The sequence below is a fragment of the Clostridium sp. AM22-11AC genome (assembly GCF_003473545.1).
GTDB lineage: Bacteria > Bacillota > Clostridia > Lachnospirales > Lachnospiraceae > Enterocloster.
In genome coordinates, this window is the sequence record NZ_QUCM01000003.1 from 138,839 (window position 1) to 160,884 (window position 22,046).

16 protein-coding genes and 1 tRNA gene are annotated in these 22,046 nt (G+C 44.7%); 4 read left to right on the forward strand and 13 right to left on the reverse strand.

From position 1 onward, the window contains the following. The first annotated feature begins 73 nt into the window (after positions 1-73). Positions 74-592 (forward strand): GNAT family N-acetyltransferase, encoded by a 519-nt coding sequence (locus DW251_RS04580; protein ID WP_021870983.1) that lies wholly within the window; start codon positions 74-76, stop codon positions 590-592. Between the two features lie 43 nt (positions 593-635). Here DW251_RS04580 and DW251_RS04585 read toward each other — a convergent pair whose 3' ends face one another. Both DW251_RS04585 and DW251_RS04590 read right to left on the reverse strand, forming a co-directional pair. Then, positions 636-1,502, reverse strand: coding sequence for an SDR family oxidoreductase (locus tag DW251_RS04585; RefSeq protein WP_021870982.1), 867 nt, complete (start codon positions 1,500-1,502; stop codon positions 636-638). 288 nt (positions 1,503-1,790) lie between these two features. Beyond that, positions 1,791-5,564: a phosphoribosylformylglycinamidine synthase gene (locus DW251_RS04590; protein WP_118300366.1), complete on the reverse strand. Its 3,774-nt coding sequence runs from the start codon at positions 5,562-5,564 to the stop codon at positions 1,791-1,793. A 329-nt stretch (positions 5,565-5,893) separates the two neighbouring features. On the opposite strand from DW251_RS04590, the gene DW251_RS04595 reads away from it, so the two are divergent. Then, complete coding sequence (locus tag DW251_RS04595; RefSeq protein ID WP_021870980.1) at positions 5,894-7,372, forward strand: DUF1846 domain-containing protein; 1,479 nt, start codon at positions 5,894-5,896, stop codon at positions 7,370-7,372. Positions 7,373-7,530: 158 nt separating this feature from the next. Here the strand turns inward: DW251_RS04595 and DW251_RS04600 are convergent, their stop codons facing one another. Further along, the gene (locus DW251_RS04600) at positions 7,531-8,778 is read right to left on the reverse strand and encodes a 6-phosphofructokinase (RefSeq protein WP_021870979.1); all 1,248 of its coding nucleotides are present in this window, start codon (positions 8,776-8,778) and stop codon (positions 7,531-7,533) included. 237 nt (positions 8,779-9,015) lie between these two features. On the opposite strand from DW251_RS04600, the gene DW251_RS04605 reads away from it, so the two are divergent. Next, positions 9,016-10,998, forward strand: coding sequence for a sodium-translocating pyrophosphatase (locus DW251_RS04605; protein WP_021870978.1), 1,983 nt, complete (start codon positions 9,016-9,018; stop codon positions 10,996-10,998). A gap of 124 nt (positions 10,999-11,122) precedes the next feature. Here the strand turns inward: DW251_RS04605 and DW251_RS04610 are convergent, their stop codons facing one another. Genes DW251_RS04610 through DW251_RS04625 form a run of 4 tightly spaced genes read right to left on the reverse strand, consistent with a single transcriptional unit; the run spans position 11,123 to position 14,185 of the window. After that, positions 11,123-11,725, reverse strand: coding sequence for a histidine phosphatase family protein (locus DW251_RS04610; protein ID WP_021870977.1), 603 nt, complete (start codon positions 11,723-11,725; stop codon positions 11,123-11,125). Between the two features lies 1 nt (position 11,726). Continuing rightward, positions 11,727-12,278, reverse strand: a complete 552-nt coding sequence (locus DW251_RS04615; RefSeq protein WP_021870976.1) for a sigma-70 domain-containing protein — start codon at positions 12,276-12,278, stop codon at positions 11,727-11,729. Between the two features lie 33 nt (positions 12,279-12,311). After that, positions 12,312-13,247: a M14 family metallopeptidase gene (locus tag DW251_RS04620; protein WP_021870975.1), complete on the reverse strand. Its 936-nt coding sequence runs from the start codon at positions 13,245-13,247 to the stop codon at positions 12,312-12,314. Then, a complete protein-coding gene (locus tag DW251_RS04625) occupies positions 13,244-14,185 on the reverse strand; it encodes a M14 family metallopeptidase (RefSeq protein WP_118300367.1) in 942 nt (313 codons plus the stop codon). Before DW251_RS04625 ends, DW251_RS04620 begins: the two co-directional genes overlap by 4 nt. Before the next feature lie 141 nt (positions 14,186-14,326). On the opposite strand from DW251_RS04625, the gene DW251_RS04630 reads away from it, so the two are divergent. Then, positions 14,327-15,202, forward strand: a complete 876-nt coding sequence (locus DW251_RS04630; RefSeq protein WP_021870973.1) for a LysR family transcriptional regulator — start codon at positions 14,327-14,329, stop codon at positions 15,200-15,202. A 53-nt stretch (positions 15,203-15,255) separates the two neighbouring features. On the opposite strand, the gene DW251_RS04635 is transcribed toward DW251_RS04630, so the two are convergent. The 6 genes from DW251_RS04635 to radA form a co-directional block, all read right to left on the reverse strand. Then, positions 15,256-17,706: an ATP-dependent DNA helicase gene (locus tag DW251_RS04635; protein WP_347474618.1), complete on the reverse strand. Its 2,451-nt coding sequence runs from the start codon at positions 17,704-17,706 to the stop codon at positions 15,256-15,258. Positions 17,707-17,862: 156 nt separating this feature from the next. Next, positions 17,863-18,105, reverse strand: a complete 243-nt coding sequence (locus DW251_RS04640; RefSeq protein WP_021870971.1) for an HPr family phosphocarrier protein — start codon at positions 18,103-18,105, stop codon at positions 17,863-17,865. Positions 18,106-18,366: 261 nt separating this feature from the next. Beyond that, positions 18,367-18,798: an NUMOD1 domain-containing DNA-binding protein gene (locus DW251_RS04645; RefSeq protein ID WP_021870970.1), complete on the reverse strand. Its 432-nt coding sequence runs from the start codon at positions 18,796-18,798 to the stop codon at positions 18,367-18,369. Positions 18,799-18,993: 195 nt separating this feature from the next. After that, complete coding sequence (locus tag DW251_RS04650; protein WP_118300368.1) at positions 18,994-20,259, reverse strand: DUF4317 domain-containing protein; 1,266 nt, start codon at positions 20,257-20,259, stop codon at positions 18,994-18,996. Positions 20,260-20,365: 106 nt separating this feature from the next. Next, positions 20,366-20,436 (reverse strand) — tRNA-Trp (locus DW251_RS04655). Positions 20,437-20,658: 222 nt separating this feature from the next. Further along, a complete protein-coding gene (radA, locus tag DW251_RS04660; protein WP_118300369.1) occupies positions 20,659-22,041 on the reverse strand; it encodes a DNA repair protein RadA in 1,383 nt (460 codons plus the stop codon). Positions 22,042-22,046: the final 5 nt, after the last annotated feature.

Consider the following 22,046-nt stretch of genomic DNA (forward strand, 5'->3'; position numbering starts at 1 on the left):
AAATCCTTAAGACTGTGATTATACTGTTACTAAAATAATATAAATGACGAAAGAGTTAAAAGGAGGTATCCCTATGTTAAATTACAGAACCGCCCAAACAGCAGACCTGCCTGCCATGATGAAAATGGTAGAAGAAGCCAAAGAAGGATTTCGGGCTAGAAATATTGACCAGTGGCAAAAGGGAGAACCAAACGAACAGGGGCTTACAGAAGGCATTGAAAAAAGCGTTGTACATGTCCTGGAAGAAAATGGAGAAGTTTTAGGCATGATCACCGTTGTGCCCGGTCCTGAAGCCGACTACGCTGTTATCGACGGCGCCTGGCTGAATGACGAGCCTTATTTTGCTTTCCACAGAGTCTGCGTATCCGAGGCACACAAAGGAAAAGGATTGGCTGCAAGCCTCTTCTCTTATTCTGAGGCATTTGCAAAAGAAAAGGGTGTCAGAAACATTCGTATCGACACCCATCCGGACAATCTCTCCATGCAGAAAGCATTAGCCAAAAATGGCTATACTTTCTGCGGAAAGATCACATTATGTTCCGGAAGCGAAGCCGGAGATCCCCGGTTCGCCTACCAGAAAATTTTAAATTAATGCATATAGCGTTGGTTTGACCTGAGATTGGTCATGAGCCCAATTATACCCCGCTGAAAGCGCTGTAACCGCCGTCTACAGGCAGTACAATGCCATTTACAAAGCCGGCTGCATCATCACTTGCCAAAAACAGGGCTGCGCCGATCAGCTCCTCTGGATTACCAAAACGTCCCATAGGAGTTCCGGCAATGATGTCTCCGGCTCTGTCTGTGTAGGAGCCATCCTTGTTAAATAACAGATCATGGTTCTGCTCTGCTGCATAAAATCCCGGTACAATGGCATTGCAGCGGATGCCACTCTGTCCAAAGTGGATCGCCAGCCACTGAGTCAGGCTCTGGACAGCGCTTTTTGCATTGGAATAAGCCATAACCTTGGAAAGAGGAAGGATAGAGGAAACAGAAGCGATATTGATAATGCTTCCCTTTCTCTTTTCCACCATATCTCTGGTAAATACCTGGATAGGCAGTAAGGTTCCCATGTAATTCAGATCCATTACATTTCTGATATTCTCTTCCTTCAGATCCCAGAAAGAATAATCGTCCTCCTGTTTTTCCTTCTTTAACATTTTTACAGAGGCAATGGCTCCCGGCTGGTTTCCCCCCGCGCCGTTAATCAGGATATCGCAGCTTCCCAGCGCTGCTTTGATCTGCTCATAAGTCTTTACCAGTTCTTCTTTATCCAGTACATTGCAGCTGTAGCCTTTTACTGTTGCTTCTTTGCTGTATTCATTTTTGGCATTTTCTGTAAGGGTCTCAGACATTTTCGCCAGTTTTTCCTTATTGCGCCCGATAATGGCAACTTTCGCCCCGTTCACAGCCAGACCATATGCCATAGCAGAACAAAGCACACCGCTTCCTCCTGTTACAATGGCTGTTTTTCCTGTAAGATCCACACTAAAAGGTACTTTCATCGCTTCTCCTCTTTCCGCGCCCTTTAGGGCACTGTTTTATATTTACTGATACATGAAACATATGTAGGTAACATGTATGATCATCCTGCATCGGCATACCGGTATACCGGACATATATATCAATATATAATATAAAATATGCTTCCCGTCAACTGGTATTCTAAACTTTATTTTATTAAATTTTCCCCCTTTTCATCAATACAAAAATCCCGGAAGATAATCCGAATTTCTCAAGACCGTCTTCCGGGACATTTTACAATATTACACTACCTGTGTCATAGCTTACTCTTACTTAAAGTACTTCACACCAGACTCAAAGATCTTCATATCCTGTTCGCCGTAAATGTTCATGGCAACTGCCTCGCCTCTTCTCTCAGAGTGAGCCATCTTACCAAGGATACGGCCATCCGGGCTTGTGATACCTTCGATTGCCATGTAGGAACCGTTTGGATTCCAGTATTCGTCCATGGTCACATTGCCCTTATCGTCTACATACTGGGTCGCTACCTGGCCATTTGCGATCAGGCGGTGGAGCCATGCTTCGTCTGCTACGAAACGTCCTTCACCGTGGGAAGCCGGATTGCAGTATACACCGCCCAGTTTTGCTTCTGCCAGCCATGGGGACTTATTTGTCATAACCTTGGTGTAAACCATCTTGGAAATATGGCGTCCAATGGTGTTCATAGCCAGTGTAGGAGAATTTGGCTTCTGCTCTGTGATCTTTCCTTCCGGAACAAGGCCTAACTTGATCAGGGCCTGGAAACCGTTGCAGATACCAAGCATAAGTCCGTCACGTTCATTTAACAGCTTTTCTACCTCTTCCTTGATCACTGCATTGCGGAATACAGTTGCAAAGAATTTAGCGGAACCGTCTGGCTCATCACCAGCGGAGAAGCCGCCTGGGAACATGATGATCTGTGCCTTTGCGATCTCTTTCTTGTATTCTTCTACAGACTCACGGATATCCTGTGCACTTAAGTTCTTAAATACCTTTGTTACTACCTTTGCGCCTGCACGTTCAAAGGCTTTTGTGCTGTCGTACTCGCAGTTAGTACCAGGGAATACAGGGATAAATACTTCCGGCTGTGCCAGCTTGTGGTCGCAGATGTAAATAGTATCTGTATCGTAAAGCTTTTCTTCTATCTTTGCAGCTTCGCCTGTCTTTTCTTTGCCTGTAACAGTTGGGAATACGTCCTCTAAGGTCTTCATCCAGCTTGCTAAAGCTTCATCCATGGTAATGGTGGTATTTCCATATTCAAATACACCCTTGTCTGTTACTTCGCCAAGTAAAGTATATGGGATGGAAAGTTCTCCCACTTTTCCTTCTGCTACTTCGCATACGATATTGCCCCAGCCTGCGCCAAAGAAATCTCTTGGATCTACATTGTGCTCGATCTTAACGCCCATCTTGTTGCCGAATGCCATCTTGCTTACAGCTTCCGCAGCGCCTCTGCCTTCTACTGCATATGCAGAAAGGATCTTTCCAGCCTTGATATCTTCAAACAGCTTTCCGTAGCCGTCCATGATCTGGGCGTAATCCGGCAGATCATAGTTATCACGGTTGATCTTAAATTCTACGATCTTGCTTCCTGCTTTCTTAAATTCAGGAGTAATGATGTTCTTGCAGCTGTTTACATCTACTGCAAAGGAAACAAGTGTCGGAGGTACATTGATCTCACCGTGTTCATCATCAAAGGTACCGGACATACTGTCCTTACCGCCGATGGAAGGAAGTCCAAAGCCCATCTGCGCATTGTAAGCACCAAGGAGTGCTGCAAATGGCTGGCTCCATCTGGTTGGGTCGCTGCTCATTCTGCGGAAGTATTCCTGGAAAGTAAAGCGGATCTTTTTATAATCACCGCCTGCAGCCACGATCTTTGCTACAGAAGAGACAACTGCATAAACAGCGCCATGGTATGGGCTCCAGCTGGAAAGATATGGATCAAAGCCGTAGCTCATCATGGTAACGGTATCTGTATGTCCTTCTAATACAGGAAGCTTTGCTACCATGGACTGTGTTTCTGTCAGCTGATATTTGCCGCCAAATGGCATAAATACAGAACCTGCGCCAATAGAACCGTCAAAACGCTCTACCAGTCCCTTCTGTGAGCACACATTTAAGTCGGACAGCATGTTCAGCCATTTATCTTTTACATTTCCTACTTCTTTCTTATCAAAAAGATTTCCCTCATGTGCAGGAACCTCTAAGGTAACATCTGCTTCCTGATGAGCGCCGTTTGTATCAAGGAAAGCACGGCTGATATCTACAATGGTCTTTCCTCTCCAGTTCATCACCAGTCTTGGATCTTCAGTTACAACTGCAACGGTAACTGCTTCCAGGTTTTCTTCTGCTGCATAGCCTAAGAATTTCTCTACGTCAGCAGGATCAACTACAACTGCCATACGCTCCTGGGACTCGGAAATAGCGATCTCAGTACCGTCAAGACCTGCATATTTCTTCGGAACCTTGTCCAGGTCGATCTGAAGACCTGCTGCCAGCTCACCGATTGCAACAGATACACCGCCTGCACCAAAGTCATTACATTTTTTAATAATGGAGCTTACTTCCGGACGACGGAACATTCTCTGGATCTTACGCTCGGTAGGTGCATTTCCTTTCTGTACCTCTGCACCGCATACCTCAATAGAAGCAGTGGTGTGTACCTTGGAAGAACCGGTAGCACCTCCAATACCGTCACGGCCGGTACGACCGCCTAAAAGGATAATGATATCTCCTGGATCAGAGGTTAAACGCTTTACATATTTTCTTGGAGCAGCGCCCATAACAGCACCGATCTCCATTCTCTTAGCTACATAACCTGGATGATATAATTCTTTTACATAACCGGTTGCCAGACCGATCTGGTTTCCATAAGAAGAATATCCGGCAGCTGCGCTGGTAACGATCTTTCTCTGAGGAAGTTTGCCCTTTAAAGTCTCATTTAATGGCTTTGTAGGATCTGCTGCACCGGTAACACGCATTGCCTGATATACATAAGTACGGCCGGATAACGGATCACGGATGGCACCGCCTAAGCAAGTAGCCGCGCCGCCGAAAGGCTCGATCTCTGTTGGGTGGTTGTGAGTCTCATTTTTAAAATTTACCAGCCACTCTTCTGTCTTTCCGTCGATCTCAACAGGAACTACGATGCTGCAGGCATTGATCTCGTCAGACTCTTCCTGGTCTTCTAACTTGCCTTCGCTGCGCAGCTTCTTCATTGCCATAAGAGCCAGGTCCATCAGGCATACATATTTGTCCTTGCGGTCCTTGTAGATTACTGCACGGTCAGCCAGGTATTTCTTATAAGTATCTTCAATTGGCTTCTTGTATTCGCCCTCTGTAAAGGTTACATTTTTAAGCTCTGTGGAAAAGGTGGTATGACGGCAGTGGTCAGACCAGTAGGTATCTAACACGCGGATCTCAGTTACAGTTGGATCTCTGTGTTCTTCTCCTGCATAATATTTCTGTATATATAAGAAGTCTTTGAATGTCATTGCAAGATTTAAGGTATCATATAATGCCTTTAATTCTTCTTCAGAAGCCTTTGCAAAGCCTTCAAAGCTCTTAATATCTTCCGGAACCTCAAACTCAGTTACCAGAGTCTTTGGCTTGTCCTCTTCTGCCTGACGGCTGTCAACCGGGTTGATGCAGAAATGGCGGATGGCATCTTCCTGTGCCAGAGTCAGCGGTGCTGTGATCACATAGGTAGTTGCTGTACGGATCACCGGTTCCTCATCTTCTTTTAACAGCTTGACACACTGCATGGCAGAGTCTGCTCTCTGATCAAACTGTCCCGGCAGGTACTCGACGGAAAATACCAGATCTCCCGGGTTCTTTGGAAATTCTTCCTCATAAACCTCATCTACAGGCGGCTCTGAGAAAATGGTTCCCAGTGCTTTCTTATAGGTATCTTCTGAAAGATTTTCAATATCATAACGGATCAGTACCCGTACACTCTTCACTCCGGTAATGCCAAGGTAGCTTACTAACTCTTCTCTTAACTCTCCTGCTTTTACCGCATAATCAGGCTTTTTCTCTACAAAAATTCGTCTTACGCTCATTACAGACCTCCTGTTTTTCATAGCTTTTAGCTTCTTCTGTGCCGGACCATTATATAAATGGCCTCGTTTGCCTGTTTTACTTTAACTTTTGTCTCTATCATAGCACAGATTATATAAATTAGTAAAATTAATATATTTAATTATTCTTATATTTGTTACTTATAAGTGTTCTGTGAATGTTTTACAATTTCTTTCCTTATATTTATAAAAACCTTTCAAACTACAACTTTTAAAAGTTCTGGTATGGCATGTAAAATTATGCTATACTAAAGTAAATGCGCAAATGTACGTGTTTAAATAAGAGAAATCATAGCAGGAGATACAAGAACATGAAAATCGGATTCGACAACGACAAATACCTTTCCATGCAGTCAGAGCATATTAAAGAGCGGATCGGACAGTTCGGTGACAAACTGTATCTGGAGTTCGGCGGCAAGCTTTTTGACGATTACCATGCATCCAGAGTCCTTCCGGGATTTGCACCGGACAGCAAGCTACGTATGCTGCTTCAGTTAGCTGACCAGGCAGAAGTAGTCATCGTTATCAGCGCTGCTGATATTGAAAAAAGCAAGGTACGCCACGACCTGGGTATCACTTATGACGTAGATGTGCTCCGTCTGATCCAGGAATTCCAGGGAAAAGGCCTTTATGTAGGAAGCGTAGTCATCACCCAGTACAGCGGCCAGAGTGGCGCTGACCAGTTTAAGGTGAAGCTGGAGCACATGGGCATCCGTGTATACCGCCACTACTGCATCGAAGGATATCCAAGCAATATCCCGCTGATCGTAAGTGATGAAGGTTACGGCAAAAATGACTATATCGAAACTTCCAGACCATTAGTTGTCATTACCGCTCCAGGACCAGGAAGCGGCAAAATGGCTACCTGCTTATCCCAGCTCTACCATGAAAACAAACGTGGCATCAAGGCCGGATATGCAAAGTTTGAGACCTTCCCGATCTGGAACCTTCCTTTAAAGCATCCGGTAAACCTGGCTTACGAGGCTGCTACTGCTGACTTAAATGACGTCAATATGATCGACCCATTCCACCTGGAAGCTTATGGAAAGACCACTGTCAACTACAACCGTGACGTGGATATCTTCCCTGTATTAAATGCTATTTTTGAAGGCATCTATGGTTCCAGTCCTTACAAATCTCCTACTGATATGGGCGTAAATATGGCCGGTTTCTGTATCTGTGATGATGAGGTATGCTGCGAAGCTTCCAAACAGGAGATCATCCGCCGCTACTATCAGGCATTAAACCGCCTTGCAAAAGAGGATGACAACTCTGACGAAGTTTACAAGTTAAAACTGTTGATGAACCAGGCTAAGATCACTCCTGAGATGAGAAGTGTAGTTGGTCCATGTTTAAAGCGCGCTGAAGAACTTTCCTGCCCTGCTGCTGCACTGGAATTAGATGACGGACGTATCGTTACAGGAAAGACCAGCGATCTGTTAGGTGCTTCTGCTGCTGTTCTCTTAAATGCTATCAAGGTTTTAGGAGATATCCCGGATGATGTACATCTGATCGCACCTTCTGCCATTGAACCGATCCAGGTATTAAAGACCGGTTATCTTGGCAGCAAAAATCCTCGTCTTCACACAGATGAAGTCCTGATTGCCCTGTCCATGAGCGCTGCTACGGATGAGACTGCAAAGAAGGCTCTTGCCCAGCTTCCAAAACTGCGCGGCTGCCAGGTACACACTTCTGTTATGCTTTCTAATGTGGATATTAAGACATTCAAGAAACTGGGTGTTCAGCTGACAAGCGAACCTGTTTATGAGCATAATAAGCTGTATCATTGATTGTGAAGAATAAAATATTGTTTAAAATGCCCTCAGTTGGCATATTGACATTCCTATGGAAATAGAATATAATGTGATTTACTAAAAAATGTGATAATTTCCATCAGGCAACAAAAAGATCCCCCGCCATCTGGCGAAGGATCTTTTTTATCACTCTCTTACTTCTTCTCTACGTCTGTATAATACAGGTGTCTTGGAAGTCCGTCTGTCATGATCGGGGTTAATTCTGCCTGGATCAGCGGACGGATATAATTTACAAATTCTTCTGTTACATAATCGCCTGCTTCATTGATCCAGTTTCTTGGAACCTTTTTCTCCACATTTGCGACCTTATGTACATCATAAATATCAGTAACGCAGATATATGGATCATCAGAAACTCTCTTTAAGATGATCATCTTACCTGTTTCACCCTCAAACGCTTCTTTTACAGCAGCGCCGCCAACCTGGTAAGCCTCAGTGATATCCACTCTGGATACAATATGGGAAGCGCATCTCTGAAGGGAGTTAAATTCGATTGCTCTGGTCTTGCAGCCTACTTCACGGTTGATCTTCTCAGCCAGGAAACGGGCAGTTCCAGTCAGCTGCTTGTGACCGAAAGCATCTACGAAATCAATACCGTCTGTTAATTCACATACATATCTGCCGTCTGCCGTCTTCACGCCTTCAGATACAGCTACTACTACAGACTTTTTCTTCTTGTGAAGCTCTGCTACCTTCTTCATAAATTCATCTACATCAAAAGTAACCTCTGGCAGAAAGATCATGTCAGGGCCTTCGCAGTCTTCGCATTTTGCTAAAGCTGCAGCACCGGTCAGCCAGCCTGCATTACGTCCCATGATCTCTAAGATAGTAACATTCTGCTGATCATATACCAGACCATCACGGATGACTTCCTTTGTAATGGAACCGATGTATTTTGCAGCACTTCCGTAACCAGGTGTATGGTCTGTAGCTGCCAGGTCATTATCAATGGTCTTTGGAACACCCATAAAACGGATGTTGCTTCCATTTAATAAAGAATAATCAGAAAGCTTTTTAATGGTATCCATGGAGTCATTTCCTCCGATATAGAAGAAATACTCGATCTCCAATTTATTTAAAATGTCAAAAATCTTGTCATAGATCTCTCTGTCCTGAGAAATATCCGGCAGTTTGAAACGACAGGAACCTAAATAAGCGGAAGGTGTTCTCTTTAAAAGTTCAATGTCCAGGTCATTTTTAATGTGGTCCTCTAAATCCACATATCTCTCCTGTAAAAGTCCCTGGATACCGTGGAGCATACCGTACACCTTATTTGCCCCTCTGTCTTTTGCTGTTTTAAATACACCTGCAAGACTTGAATTGATTACTGCTGTAGGGCCGCCGGACTGTCCTACGATCACATTGCCTCTTATACCATTCATCTTAAAATACCTCCCATGTTTTAATATGTACCCTCAAATTTTTCGAACGTACATTGTAAGCGCTTACACTTATATTTTTTATTGTAATACAGGATGGGGAGAATAGCAAGTAATTTTAAACGCAAATTTTTTTAGGTTTTTACAATTTTTTTGTTGATAATTTTAACTATATTTGCTACAATATTTACAGGGTGTTAGCTACATTTTTAACAAATATATTTTTATTAGGAGGGTATTATGAAAGAACTATTATTCTTAGTCCCGGTCGTAGGACTGGCAGGCTTACTGTTTGCCATTTTTCTTAAGTCCTATGTGATCAAACAGGATCCGGGCACTGACAGGATGCGTGAAATCGCAGACGCGATCGCAGAAGGAGCCAGAGCATTCCTTGCTTCTGAATACCGCATTCTGGTCATTTTCGTTGCTGTATTATTTGTCGTTATAGGTGTTGGTACCCGCAACTGGGTAACAGCTGTATGTTTCCTCACCGGAAGCCTTTTCTCTACTGCTGCCGGTTATCTGGGAATGAGCGCTGCGATCCGCGCAAACTGCCGTACTGCAAACGCTGCCCGTACCCAGGGTATGAAACGCGCCCTGGCTCTGGCATTTTCCGGCGGAAGTGTTATGGGTATGGCCGTTGTCGGTCTTGGCCTTTTAGGCGTTGGCACCCTTTATATCATTACCGGTGATGTTTCCGTTCTCTCCGGTTTCAGCTTAGGTGCTTCTTCTATCGCCCTGTTTGCCCGTGTAGGCGGCGGTATCTATACAAAAGCTGCTGACGTAGGCGCCGACCTGGTTGGTAAGGTAGAAGCCGGCATTCCGGAAGATGACCCACGTAACCCTGCTGTTATCGCAGACAATGTTGGTGATAATGTTGGTGACGTTGCAGGTATGGGCGCTGACCTTTTTGAGTCATATGTAGGTTCCCTGATCTCAGCTCTGACTCTTGGTATTGTTTTCTATCAGGAAGCAGGTGTTCTCTTCCCGCTTTTACTTTCTGCAGCAGGTATCATCGCTTCTATGATCGGTTCTGCTTTAGTAAAGGCGATTGGCAATGCTGATCCACACAAGGCATTAAAAACAGGCGAATACAGCGCTACTGCTCTGGTTGTGATCAGTGCTCTGGTATTAAGCCGTACTTTCTTTGGCAACTTCTTAGCTGCTTTCACCGTGATCGCCGGACTTTTTGTAGGTGTTCTTATTGGTGCTATTACAGAAGTTTATACCTCTGGTGACTACCGTTTTGTAAAGAAGATCGCAAAACAGTCTGAGACAGGTTCCGCTACTACGATCATCAGCGGTCTTGCTGTTGGTATGCAGTCTACTGCTGTTCCGATCCTGTTAGTTTCCGCAGGTATCCTGGTTGCCAACCGTTTAATGGGACTTTACGGTATCGCTCTTGCTGCTGTTGGTATGCTTTCCACAACCGGTATCACCGTAGCTATTGATGCATACGGTCCTATCGCTGATAACGCCGGCGGTATCGCTGAAATGTCCGAACTGGATGACTCCGTCCGTGAGATCACTGACAAGTTAGACTCCGTAGGTAACACCACTGCTGCGATCGGTAAAGGCTTCGCTATCGGTTCCGCAGCTCTGACTGCTCTGGCACTCTTCGTTTCCTATGCAGAGGCTGTTCAGTTAAAGACCATTGATATTTTAAATGCACATGTTATTGTAGGTTTATTTATGGGCGGTATGCTTACTTTCCTCTTCTCTGCTATGACCATGGAATCTGTATCCAAGGCAGCACATGAGATGATCGAGGAAGTACGCCGTCAGTTCCATGAAGACGCCGGTATCTTAAAAGGAACTTCCCGTCCGGATTATGCTTCCTGTGTTTCTATTTCCACCAATGCAGCCTTAAAGGAAATGTTCCTTCCAGGACTGATGGCAGTCCTTGCTCCGATCGCAGTAGGTCTGATCCTTGGACCTGACGCTTTAGGCGGACTGTTAACCGGTGCTCTTTTAACCGGTGTACTTATGGCCATCTTCATGTCCAACTCCGGCGGTGCCTGGGATAATGCAAAGAAATACATCGAAGAAGGAAATCACGGCGGCAAGGGAAGTACCGCTCATAAAGCTGCTGTTGTAGGTGATACAGTAGGTGATCCATTTAAGGATACTTCAGGACCTTCTATCAACATCCTGATCAAGCTGATGACCATCGTATCTTTAGTTTTCGCTCCTCTCTTCCTTCAGTTTGGAGGACTGATCTAATACATAGATCCTATATAACTGATTGAAAATGTTTAAAACAGCCAAACCCATTTTTAGAAAAAGGACCCTGCAGGGAATGATCTCTGCAAGGTCCTTTTTTCTGAATTTCTCCACATCATCTGTTTTACAGCAAATGCTTATAATCATCAAACTCTACCAGCACAAAACGTTCTGTTTCCGGCTCGTATTCAATGGTGGTAATACTTGCGTTGTGGGCAACGGTGGATGCAGCAATGCTTTCGCTGCCTAAAAGCTGCTCCATAAAATGAGCCAGCAGACCGCCATGAGCCACAATCGCGGCATCACCTGTAAGCTGGGGTTTGATCTCCTTCCATGCCTGACGGCAGCGCTCATTGACCTGGTTAATGCTCTCTCCCTCAGGAGGCGCTGTTTCTGCCGGATGGGACCACCATGCCTCATACAGGGCTCTGTCATCTCTTAAAAGTTCTTCCTCTGTCTTTCCTTCCCAGACTCCGTAATTGATCTCCATCAGATCCCTTACAGGGATCACCGGAACACCTGCAGGAGAAGCAACTGCTATTGCTGTTTCCATGGCACGGATCTGGGGACTGGAAAATACAGCTGTAATAGGACGGTTTTCCATTGCTTTCCCAAGGCACTGTGCCTGAAAATGTCCTCTTTCATTTAAGGGGATATCCTGCCGTCCCTGGATCTTCTTGGCTATATTCCAGTCTGTCTGACCATGGCGTATGATGTATAGTTTCATTTTACTCTTCCTCTTTCTGCTGCTCTTCCGATACTGCACCTTCTCCGTTTACAGTGATCGCATCCAGAGCCAGTTTCATAATATCTTTTACTTCATCTTCTGTCATTTTCATCTTTTCAGCCAGTTCTGCCACAGTTGCTTCTCTTCCCAGCTCTTTTGCCATCACCTGGGATACAGTCTGGAGTACATTTACTCTGGCTGTCATATTTTCTTCGATCTCAGCTTCTGTCTTCTGTTCCTCTAAAGCTGCCTCTACTGCCTGACGGATCTCCTGGGCTAAAAATTCCTGCCACTGCTGACTTCCGTCATAAGCTGCTGCAGCTGCTGTAAGGGCCACATTTGCCTCCTGTACCACATCAGACATAGGAAGCTCTCTTCCCTCGTATTCTTTTACCATCTGGGCAACTTTTGCCAGAGAGCCTTCTACCAGGCGTTTCTTTGCCTCTTTATCCCCTGTAGCTGCAAGAGCTAAAACCTTTTCTTCTTCCTCTGCCTCAAGTACAGGGATCAATGCCATTTCTTCTAAATACATTTCATAAAAATTTACTTCCATAATTTTCCGGTTTTCTCCTGTTCTAAATTAAATCTATTGATGAAGTCTGCGGATGATCCTGTAAAGCAGGGTTCCTTCCATGATCAAAGGCTGTCCACAGGCAAAAAATATGGTTCCTTCTGTAGGCGAATGGATCTGGCTGATCACGGAACCGTCATCCGGACTGATCACATCTGCCAGCACCTCCCCACGCTTTACTTCATCTCCCGGCTTAAAATAACGCCTGTAAATTCCTGCATTATCAGAGCAGACACTGGTAAGATCCTGCTCCACCACTACACTGGCAATATAACCGCTGTGACTGGTGTAACGTAAAATCCCCATACGGGTAAGAAAACGTAAAACAGCCGATACAGCCTGTTTTGCAGAACTTTCATCTACCTGGTCACAGGCTCCTGTATAAATGGAAAACGCATGGGTGTTCCACTGCTGCCAGTTATAATTAAGGGTTGCCTTATCATAAGGACGCGGACTTCGCATAACTACATAAGGCAGTCCAAACAGATTCGCCAGACTGGCACTTTCCATTCCAGCTTCCATCATACGCACATGGGGAACAAAATCTCCGGGCATATAAAAGCTGGGAAACTGGATACCGTAACTGTAGCCTTTTACTTTTTCAAAAAGTCCTGCAGCAATCCGTTTCGTTGTCTCTCCTTCTTCGTTTCCCGGAAACATACGGTTAATATCCGTATTATCTCCCGGCCAGAAGCGCTTTCCTATATTAATAGAATAGTCATTTACATGGGGAATCACAAGGATCTCATTGCCATTTACGATCGATCCCCGTTCTTCTAATTCTTTTAAACTTTTCACCAGCAGAGCACCTATATACATCTGCTGGATCTCATTGCCACGCATAGCCCCTACAATACAGGCTGCTTTTTCACCTTTTCCAAAGCGATATCCGTATATGTCCATATTTTCCCTGTAAAGACTGGAAAGGGAGTATATTTTTTCTTTTCTCATCCTTCTATCTCACCTCCCAGTACTCTGGCGATCAGAGAACCTGGCATTACAACCGGATATTCCCTGAGTGTAAAAAGCAGGCCATCCTCCGGAGATACGATTTCCTCCTCTACTGTACCATTGATAGGATTTAAAATCTGTCCGATCAGTTCGCCCTTTTTCAGATCTTTTCTGTGCTGTGCTGCCGGAAGAAAAATACCCGGTTTAACCGCATTGATAAAACATACTTTCCGGTTTTGAGATGAAACCGGTATGCATGGTACCTTTATTTCTCCATCCCATACACCTAATTCTTTTAACAATGAAAAGATGCCCTCTGTTAATTGATGGCCGAAATCTCTGGTAATGCGCATGCCTACTCCCATTTCTACTACCAATGTAGGTACTCCCGCATCATTTAAGCTGTGAGCCAGCGTAGATTCCTGAACAGTAGCTGCCGAACTGATCCAGATAAAATCTGTATTCAGTTTTTTTGCATATGGAAGAAGTTTTTCGGCCATTTCTGCACTGACCCTTACCTGTGGAATTTCCCTGAGGAAAATATTGCTGGCATGGATATCAATGCAAAGAGAAGCACCTTTCAGATCCTCCATGATCTTATACGCTGCGTATTCCGGCAGGGAGCTTTCCTCAGAACCCGGAAATACACGGTTCATATCAAGATCAAATCCCGGAACACCTCTGGTGATCGAATTTACTCCCAGAGGATTTAACGCAGGATAAATTTCTACGATTCCCTTTAAATATTCCAAATGTTCTTCAATCCGTCTGTTTAATTCATAACAGACAAACTGCCCCTCCAGTTCATCACCGTGGGTGCCGGTTACAATACATACTCTTTTTTCACTGCCTGTTATCACCATTGGTTTTAACACATTCTTCTTTACAAGAAGCCGCTCACCGGCAGGCAGTCCTAAGGATACTACTGTCTCTATCATTACTTGTATTCTCTGCCTTTGTCTAAGTTTTATGTCTGTTATAAAGATAATCCATCCCTCTTTATTCGTCAAGTTTTATTCATCTTTACAAAATAAAGTCACCCGTGATAGAATATAGGTAATTATAAGGAGGACTTAATAATGGATATTAATTATGAATTATACAAGGTATTTTATCACGTAGCCGTTACACTTAGTTTCTCGGAAGCTTCCAAACAGCTTTTTATTTCCCAGTCTGCTGTAAGCCAGTCCATTAAGGTCCTTGAAAAGAAGCTGAAACAGCCGCTTTTCATCCGCAGTACCAAAAAAGTACAGCTGACACCAGAGGGCGAAATTTTATTAAAACATATTGAACCAGCCATGAACCTGATCCAGAAGGGGGAAAACCAGCTGTTAGAGGCCCATACCTTAAACGGAGGCCAGCTGCGTATTGGCGCCAGCGACACCATCTGCCGCTACTATCTGGTACCCTACTTAAAACAGTTCCACAAAGAATACCCCAACATTCATATCAAAGTGATCAACCACACTTCCATTGAATGTGCCAAAGCCCTGGAAAATGGTCAGACTGATTTTATCATTGCCAATTATCCTAACTCTGCTCTCGCAGGCAACCTGCACACCCGGGTCATCAATGAATTCCATGATGTATTTGTAGCCAGCCGTCAGGCCTTTGACTTGGAAGGAAAGGAACTGACCTTAGAAGAGCTGTTAAAATACCCGATCATGATGTTAGACCGTAAAAGTACCACCAGTGAATTCCTGCACCAGATTTTCCAGAAAAGTCATTTGGACCTGGTACCGGAGATCGAGCTTTCCAGTAATGACCTGCTGATCGACCTGGCCCGCATCGGTCTCGGGATTGCTTTTGTTCCGGATTTCTGTATCCCGGCTAATGATAAGGATCTGTTTATCCTGGAACTTTCAGAAAAACTTCCTGCCCGTCAGATGGTGGTTGCTTTCAATGAAAGCCTTCCTGTATCCCAGGCTGCCAAGCAGTTTATGGATATGTTGTAAAATGGCAACCTTTCACAGAAGTTCTTTGACCACACGTCAGACTGCTGCAGCCACTACACAAACTGTCCCCAGAAATCATCTACCGCCTGTTTTACATTAAAGCGGTTCACAACCGTATAACGTTCCCATTCCCTTGGAAATAATGCCACATATTCAGGCAGCAGGAAACGGTCATCCAAAAGGGCAATCACCCCTTTATCATTTACAGTGCGGATGACCCGGCCTGCTGCCTGCATTACTTTATTCATCCCCGGATACTGATAGGCGTAATCAAAGCCACCTTCTCCCTGTTCGTCAAAATATTCCTTTAAGATCTCCTGTTCCGGATTTACCTGTGGAAGTCCTGTTCCTATGATGATCGCTCCGATCAGTCTCTCTTCTTTCAGATCGATCCCTTCTGAAAAAATACCGCCCATTACACAAAGACCAGCAAATGACTCCTTTGGTTCTTCCTTAAAACTTAAAAGAAATTCTTCCCTTTCTTCTTCTGACATATTCGATGACTGGGCTTTCCATTCAAATTTTAACTTTCCCTGTTCCTGCCGTTCCTCAAGAACCTTCTGTACCTGAAACAGAAACTGATAGGATGGGAAAAAGATCATGTAATTTCCTGTCTTTCCTCCTATGACCCCTTCTATATAGTCAGCGATCCGCTCATACTGGGTCCTGCCCCGTCTGCTGTAACGGCTGCTTACATCAGAAGCCGCAAGTACCAGCCGTTTATCTGCCTGAAAAGGAGATTTTGCATACACGGCATATTCTTCCTGGCTTCCGCTTAAAAGTTCCTTATAATAACGGATCGGCAGCAGCGTTGCAGAAAAAAACACTGTACTCACGCCCCGGTCCAGGCATTCCCGCAGGCAGCTGGAAGGATTGACACACATCAGTTTTACCATAAAAGAGCCATCCGCCAGTAAGCGGCTGTATATCCTGTAATTTTCATCCAGCCGGTCACTTACATAAAGGAAATCACGGATCTTAAAATACAGATCAAGGACTGTCTCCCTGTCATCAAATTCGCTGTTTTCATTTAAAAATACTTCCATCTCCCCAAACAGCCCCATTAACTCCAGGGAAAGAAGTTTTACATCCGAATGCATGCGGTAATGTTCCCCCAGAACCATCCGTGCTCCCCCTTCAAACGCCAGTTCCATGTCTGCTTCATCAGAAAAGGGTTCTGTCTCCCCCAGGCGTTTTAGATCCAACATCCTGCGATTACACCGTTCTAACAGCTTCAGGACTTTTCCTGCCTCGGGGATCCCTTTTAAGATCCTTTTTGCAGCAAGCAGCTCTTCCTTTATAAGAACAGCACTGTACATCTCCCTGGCTCTTGAAACCAGGTTGTGGGCCTCATCTACAAGGAAAATATAATTTTCCCTCTCTTCTCCTTCTGCAAAATAGCGTTTCAGGCGCACATTGGGATCAAATACATAATTATAATCACAGATGATGCCGTCTACCCAGCTGCTGATGTCCAGACAGAGTTCAAAGGGGCAGACCTGGTATTTCTCTGCATATGCAAGGATCGTTTCCCTGGTAATCCCCTGCTCTTCCTGTATGATCTCATAAACAGCGTCATTGACCCGGTCAAAATGTCCCTTTGCCCTTGGGCAGGCAACTGGATTGCAGTCCGGTTTTTCCAGGACACACAGCTTTTCTTTTGCAGTAATGGTCACAGTACTGAAATACAGGTTTTCCCGCTCCCTTAACAATTCAAACGTCTCTTCTGCCACGCTTCTGGTAATAGTCTTGGCTGTGAGATAAAACAGCTTCTCCCCATAGCCTTCTCCTATAGCTTTCAGGCTTGGAAAGACACAGGATAAGGTTTTTCCGATCCCTGTAGGCGCCTGTATGTAAAGATTTCTCCCTCTGGCAATACTTCTGTATACAGAAACCGCCAGTTCTTTCTGACCTTCCCTGTATGCATAAGGAAACTGCAGTTCTTTTAAACATTCTGTTCTGCGGATGCTGTGATGGTAAAGGTATCTGGCCCACTTTACATATTCATGGATCAGACCCTGAAACCATTCTTCCAGTTCTTCCCTTGTTTTTGCCTGGCGGAAACGGCGGATCTGTTCTGTTTCTATATTACAATAGGTAAGCTGGATCCCCACACTGTCCAGATCCTGCTCACTGGCATACATATATCCATAACACAGGGCCTGTGCAAGATGAACCGGATCCGGCTCTTCCAAACGCTCTACGTCCATGTAAATACATTTGATCTCATCGATCACGATCCCGGACGTTTCTGTAATGATCCCGTCTGCCCTGCCTTCTAAAAGGATACTGAATTCATCTTCCCGCACCTGATGTTTCAAAGCAACTTCTGAACGGTAATCCGCTCCCATGCGTTTCTGGATCTTTCTGTGCAGCCTGCTCCCCGCCTGCATAGCCTCTTTTTTTCCGCCCTGGCTCCTGCGGTTATCCAGATCCCCGGACCGCAGGACAAACTCTACTAAATTGCGGACAGAGATGCGGATCTTAGACTGTGCTTCTGTCATCAAACTGCCTTCCAATGTTTCCCTCCATCTGTACTCCTAAAATTCATGACTTTAGGATAACACAAAAAGAGCAGGAATGCAAACTGATGTTCGTTCCCGCTCTTTTTCTTATTTCTGATTCTTATTCTGCGATTGCCATGATCCTGTCATCCCACTTTAAGCAGCAGTGGTAGATACAGGTGCCAGGGTATCCAGGTATTCTTCAAATTCTGCATTATCACCATTCATCTGTACGGTCAGTACCCGCGCCAGATCCAGGCTTAAAACACCTAAGATCGACTTGGCATCAATGGTCACACGGTTATAGAATACGTCAATATCAAAGTCACATTTCGTTGCCTCTGCTACAAAATGTTTTGCTTCTTCTACAGATGGCAGCATGATTTTCTTTTCTTTCATAATTCAAGACTCCTTTTTAAGATTTCCACCTGTTTTTTACAGGCAGATCATCCTGGTTAAAGTGTGTCCGTCCAGTCACTCCTGAACGTTGGAATATATATAGCACTATTATTTTTCAATGTCAAATTTTATTCCTCTTTTCAGATTATGCCCTTTTTCGTAAATATTTATATAAATCGCTGTAAATTATTTTTACATTGTATCTGATTTTATGCATAAAAGAAAGGTGGCTTCCCATATCCTGGAAATCCACCTGAATAGTTACTCTTTTTCTTTTGTTTCGGGAGTTTCTTTTTCCACCCATTTATAACCGCCGGCTGTTTTCTGAGCTCCTGTCATCGCGCAGGAAATACTTCTGCGGCTGATATTTAAAGCACGGCTGGCATGAGCAATAGAAAGATATTCTGCTACTACCTGTCCGTCTAATGTCAGCTGGATCAGCGGTCTCTTATCATGGTATCCGATCTTGCTGCTTAAGTCCACCTGGATCGGTTCCCAGGGCAGGTCTTCCGGAACTACACGCCACAGATAGCCTCCTCCTGTCTTACGCTCGCCATGGGCTGCTCTGGCAATGGAGCCTAAAGAAACACCTGTTGCCTCGTGGGCCAGTCTTGAACTTTTATAATCTGCTATGGGCATTCCATCTTTGGAATACTGCCGATAAACATGTCCTGCTTTAATTGTCCGACTCATTTGTACTCTCTTCCTTCCGCTCGTAAAATTTTCTTTCTAGCCAATGGAGTAGTCGCCATTTGCTGGTACGTTTTATTTTTCACAGACCAACATAGTCATTATAACAACTATTGTTCATTTTGTCCAGATTATATCCTAAACTTGCGAAAGATAATATCTTATTTTTACAAAACCAGGGGGAGTATTCGCTTTTTCTTATACTTCATCTGCAGAGCGGATCCCCGTTGCCACCGGACGGATCTCATCAGATCCGAAAGGATCCTGTGTACCATTTTCTTCTTGCCATGGTGCTGTATCTTCTGCCCCTTCTCCTGCCGTCTTGCGGTCTGCCAGTGGTACAGGACGCACAGAGATACCATTGATCTCCACATGTTCGTTAATAGCGATCACAAGGCAGGGCCGTCCGTCGATCATACGGTTTTCCACCAGATAGGTCTTATCGGGGGCTACCTTAATGGTCACATCCGGGGTTTTGATCTCAAAGCTCTTTGTATTCACTACATTTGATACAGCGAAACTGGTTTCAGGACCGTCCTCTACATCTGCATAACGACTTTCAAATTCCTGAAGTTTTTCCGGTGCTGCCCCGTTGTTTTCCAGAAGCTGTTTAAGCTGTGTTTTATTCAGTACCGGCGGTGCAGGTTCATCTTTTGTCTCTTCCACCAGTTCACTTAAATTTTCATGGATGCTTTTTACAGTCTCAAAGTCGCAGTTTTCCCCTAAAGTTTCCTCTACGATAGTCTGGAAGGTCTCTTTCTGGTTTTTGGCAGACATAGGGATATGGCAGCCCAACACTTCATCGATCAGTGTATCCGGCAGCTGTTCTCCGTTTTTCGCATAAAGTAAAAGGCTATGGATGTCTGTATTCCGGTCATTAAATGCAGGAAACAGGAAACTGGTCACAGGTGCCTCCACCAGCCAGTCACGGATCCTGTTTTCAATCACATTGGTAGTGGAATTATAGCACAGACCTGCCTTGGAAAGCTTTACAGGGCAGATTGTACACTGGATAAACTCATACACATAATCAGAAGCGTCAAACATCTCAGAACCGTCTGTAGCCTTTGCAGGAATGTCATATGCACAGTGGATCAGGATAATATAATAATTCTCTGCATAGTCAAAATTGGCGATCACACGGTCATAAAATTCCTCGATCAGCCCATCGTCTTTTAATTCACTGTCCCGAAGCTTTAAAAGGAAATTCTGGGTACCGCCCTCTTCTTCTGTGTGAAGGGGAAATTCCATATTGATCAGATTTTTTCCAATGGTTCCTGAAAGGCCATTGCGGAAAATGGTAAAATATTTAAAGGCTTCTTCTTCCGGAAGGGATAAAAATGCTTCCTTCAGTTCTGTTTTTTTATTTTTCTCTGAGTCTACATAGCAGCCGCAGATCCGGCTGATGGCACAGTTTGCCGGAGTGAAAAGTTTTTTTATTTCGTTGCATTCTTTTTTGTTCATGTATGTATCTCCCCTGTTTTTGTAGATTTTAACACAAAAGAAAAAGCCCAAAAGCCATACGACTTCTGAACTTCCTTCGGGTTGGGCTATTCTCTCAAATAGTCAGCAGGGGAAGAGGGGCTCGAACCCCCATCTACGGTTTTGGAGACCGCTGCTCTACCATTGAACTATTCCCCTATGTTCTTTTGTTTTTTGTTTTGTTCCCTCGAACGAGTATTATAATATCACAGGTTTCCAACACTGTCAACAACTATTTTGAATTTTTTTCAAAGTTTTTTCAAAAAAAGTAATTGCTTATTTTTTTCTGTTTTTTAATACAGTTTTATTGAAACATAAACCTGCCTGACACCGGCTTTTACACCAGGCACAGGCAGGTGCTGTTCTTTTTACGCTATATTTTTATAACAACCCGATGGCTTCCCGCACATTCGACACCCCGATCATGCGGATCCCCTCTGCAGGCTTTATCTTATCCATATTTACTTTCGGAAGCACACAGGTGGTAAATCCTAACTTAGCTGCCTCTGCTACTCTCTGGGCTGCCTGGGATACACCACGAACTTCGCCGGAAAGACCTACTTCCCCAAAGATCAGCATACCCGGATCTACAGGCCGGTCTTTATAGCTGGACATCAGTGCCATGACAATGGCAAGGTCCAGAGCCGGTTCACTCATACGCATGCCGCCGGTGATATTTACATAGGCATCCAGACGGGACAATTCGTAGCGGCACCGTTTCTCCAGCACTGCCATCAAAAGGTTTACACGGTTGTAATCCGTACCTGCCGCTGTTCTTCTTGGCATACCAAAATTTGTCTCCGCTACCAGTGCCTGAACCTCCAAAAGGATAGGCCTTGTGCCCTCTAAGGAACAGGATACCACTGCTCCTGATGCCTCCTGAGGCCGTCCATCCAGCATATATTCAGAGGGATTTTCTACTTCCACAAGACCCTCTTCCCGCATTTCAAATACACCGATCTCATTGGTGGAACCAAAACGGTTCTTTACGCCTCGCAGGATCCTGTAAGAAGCATGTCTGTCCCCTTCAAAGTAAAGGACTGTATCTACCATATGTTCCAATACCCTTGGACCTGCCACTACTCCCTCTTTGGTCACATGACCTACTACGAAGATGGCAATTCCACGGCTTTTTGCGATCTGCATTAAAACGCCGGTAGACTCACGCACCTGGCTTACACTTCCAGGCGCAGAGGTGATCTCTTCCCGGTACATGGTCTGAATGGAGTCGATCACTACGATCTGAGGCTTTTCCTGATCGATCACAGCCTCACTGCGCTCTAAATTCGTCTCACTTAAAAAGCGCAGTTCCCCTGTGACCGTTCCGATCCTGTTTGCCCTCATTTTGATCTGTTTTAATGACTCTTCTCCGGAAATATAAAGTACCTTCTGTCCGTCTGCTGCCAGATGGCGGCATACCTGCAGCAAAAGGGTTGATTTTCCAATACCCGGATCACCGCCTACAAGCACCAGGGAACCGGCTACAATGCCGTCTCCCAATACCCGGTCCAGTTCCTTAAAACCAGTGGAGATCCGGTCTTCCTGTTCCAGACGTATTTCTGAAAGAAGAGCGGGTTTAGCCACAGCTCTCCCCGCTCCTCGATCAGAAGACATACGTCCTTTTCCTGCAGCCGAAGCTGTACCTGCCACCGGTTCCTCTACCAGAGTGTTCCATGCCCGGCAGGCGGGACACTGTCCCAGCCATTTGGATGACTCATATCCGCATTCTTTGCAGAAAAATGCAGTTGTCTTTGCTTTTGCCATATTTT

Excerpts from the sequence above, each read along its gene's own strand:
- DW251_RS04580 (WP_021870983.1), top strand. The coding sequence starts at position 74 with ATGTTAAATTACAGAACCGCCCAAACAGCAGACCTGCCTGCCATGATG.
- DW251_RS04585 (WP_021870982.1), bottom strand. The coding sequence starts at position 1,502 with ATGAAAGTACCTTTTAGTGTGGATCTTACAGGAAAAACAGCCATTGTA.
- DW251_RS04590 (WP_118300366.1), bottom strand. The coding sequence starts at position 5,564 with ATGAGCGTAAGACGAATTTTTGTAGAGAAAAAGCCTGATTATGCGGTA.
- DW251_RS04595 (WP_021870980.1), top strand. The coding sequence starts at position 5,894 with ATGAAAATCGGATTCGACAACGACAAATACCTTTCCATGCAGTCAGAG.
- DW251_RS04600 (WP_021870979.1), bottom strand. The coding sequence starts at position 8,778 with ATGAATGGTATAAGAGGCAATGTGATCGTAGGACAGTCCGGCGGCCCT.
- DW251_RS04605 (WP_021870978.1), top strand. The coding sequence starts at position 9,016 with ATGAAAGAACTATTATTCTTAGTCCCGGTCGTAGGACTGGCAGGCTTA.
- DW251_RS04610 (WP_021870977.1), bottom strand. The coding sequence starts at position 11,725 with ATGAAACTATACATCATACGCCATGGTCAGACAGACTGGAATATAGCC.
- DW251_RS04615 (WP_021870976.1), bottom strand. The coding sequence starts at position 12,278 with ATGGAAGTAAATTTTTATGAAATGTATTTAGAAGAAATGGCATTGATC.
- DW251_RS04620 (WP_021870975.1), bottom strand. The coding sequence starts at position 13,247 with ATGAGAAAAGAAAAAATATACTCCCTTTCCAGTCTTTACAGGGAAAAT.
- DW251_RS04625 (WP_118300367.1), bottom strand. The coding sequence starts at position 14,185 with ATGATAGAGACAGTAGTATCCTTAGGACTGCCTGCCGGTGAGCGGCTT.
- DW251_RS04630 (WP_021870973.1), top strand. The coding sequence starts at position 14,327 with ATGGATATTAATTATGAATTATACAAGGTATTTTATCACGTAGCCGTT.
- DW251_RS04635 (WP_347474618.1), bottom strand. The coding sequence starts at position 17,706 with ATGACAGAAGCACAGTCTAAGATCCGCATCTCTGTCCGCAATTTAGTA.
- DW251_RS04640 (WP_021870971.1), bottom strand. The coding sequence starts at position 18,105 with ATGAAAGAAAAGAAAATCATGCTGCCATCTGTAGAAGAAGCAAAACAT.
- DW251_RS04645 (WP_021870970.1), bottom strand. The coding sequence starts at position 18,798 with ATGAGTCGGACAATTAAAGCAGGACATGTTTATCGGCAGTATTCCAAA.
- DW251_RS04650 (WP_118300368.1), bottom strand. The coding sequence starts at position 20,259 with ATGAACAAAAAAGAATGCAACGAAATAAAAAAACTTTTCACTCCGGCA.
- radA (WP_118300369.1), bottom strand. The coding sequence starts at position 22,041 with ATGGCAAAAGCAAAGACAACTGCATTTTTCTGCAAAGAATGCGGATAT.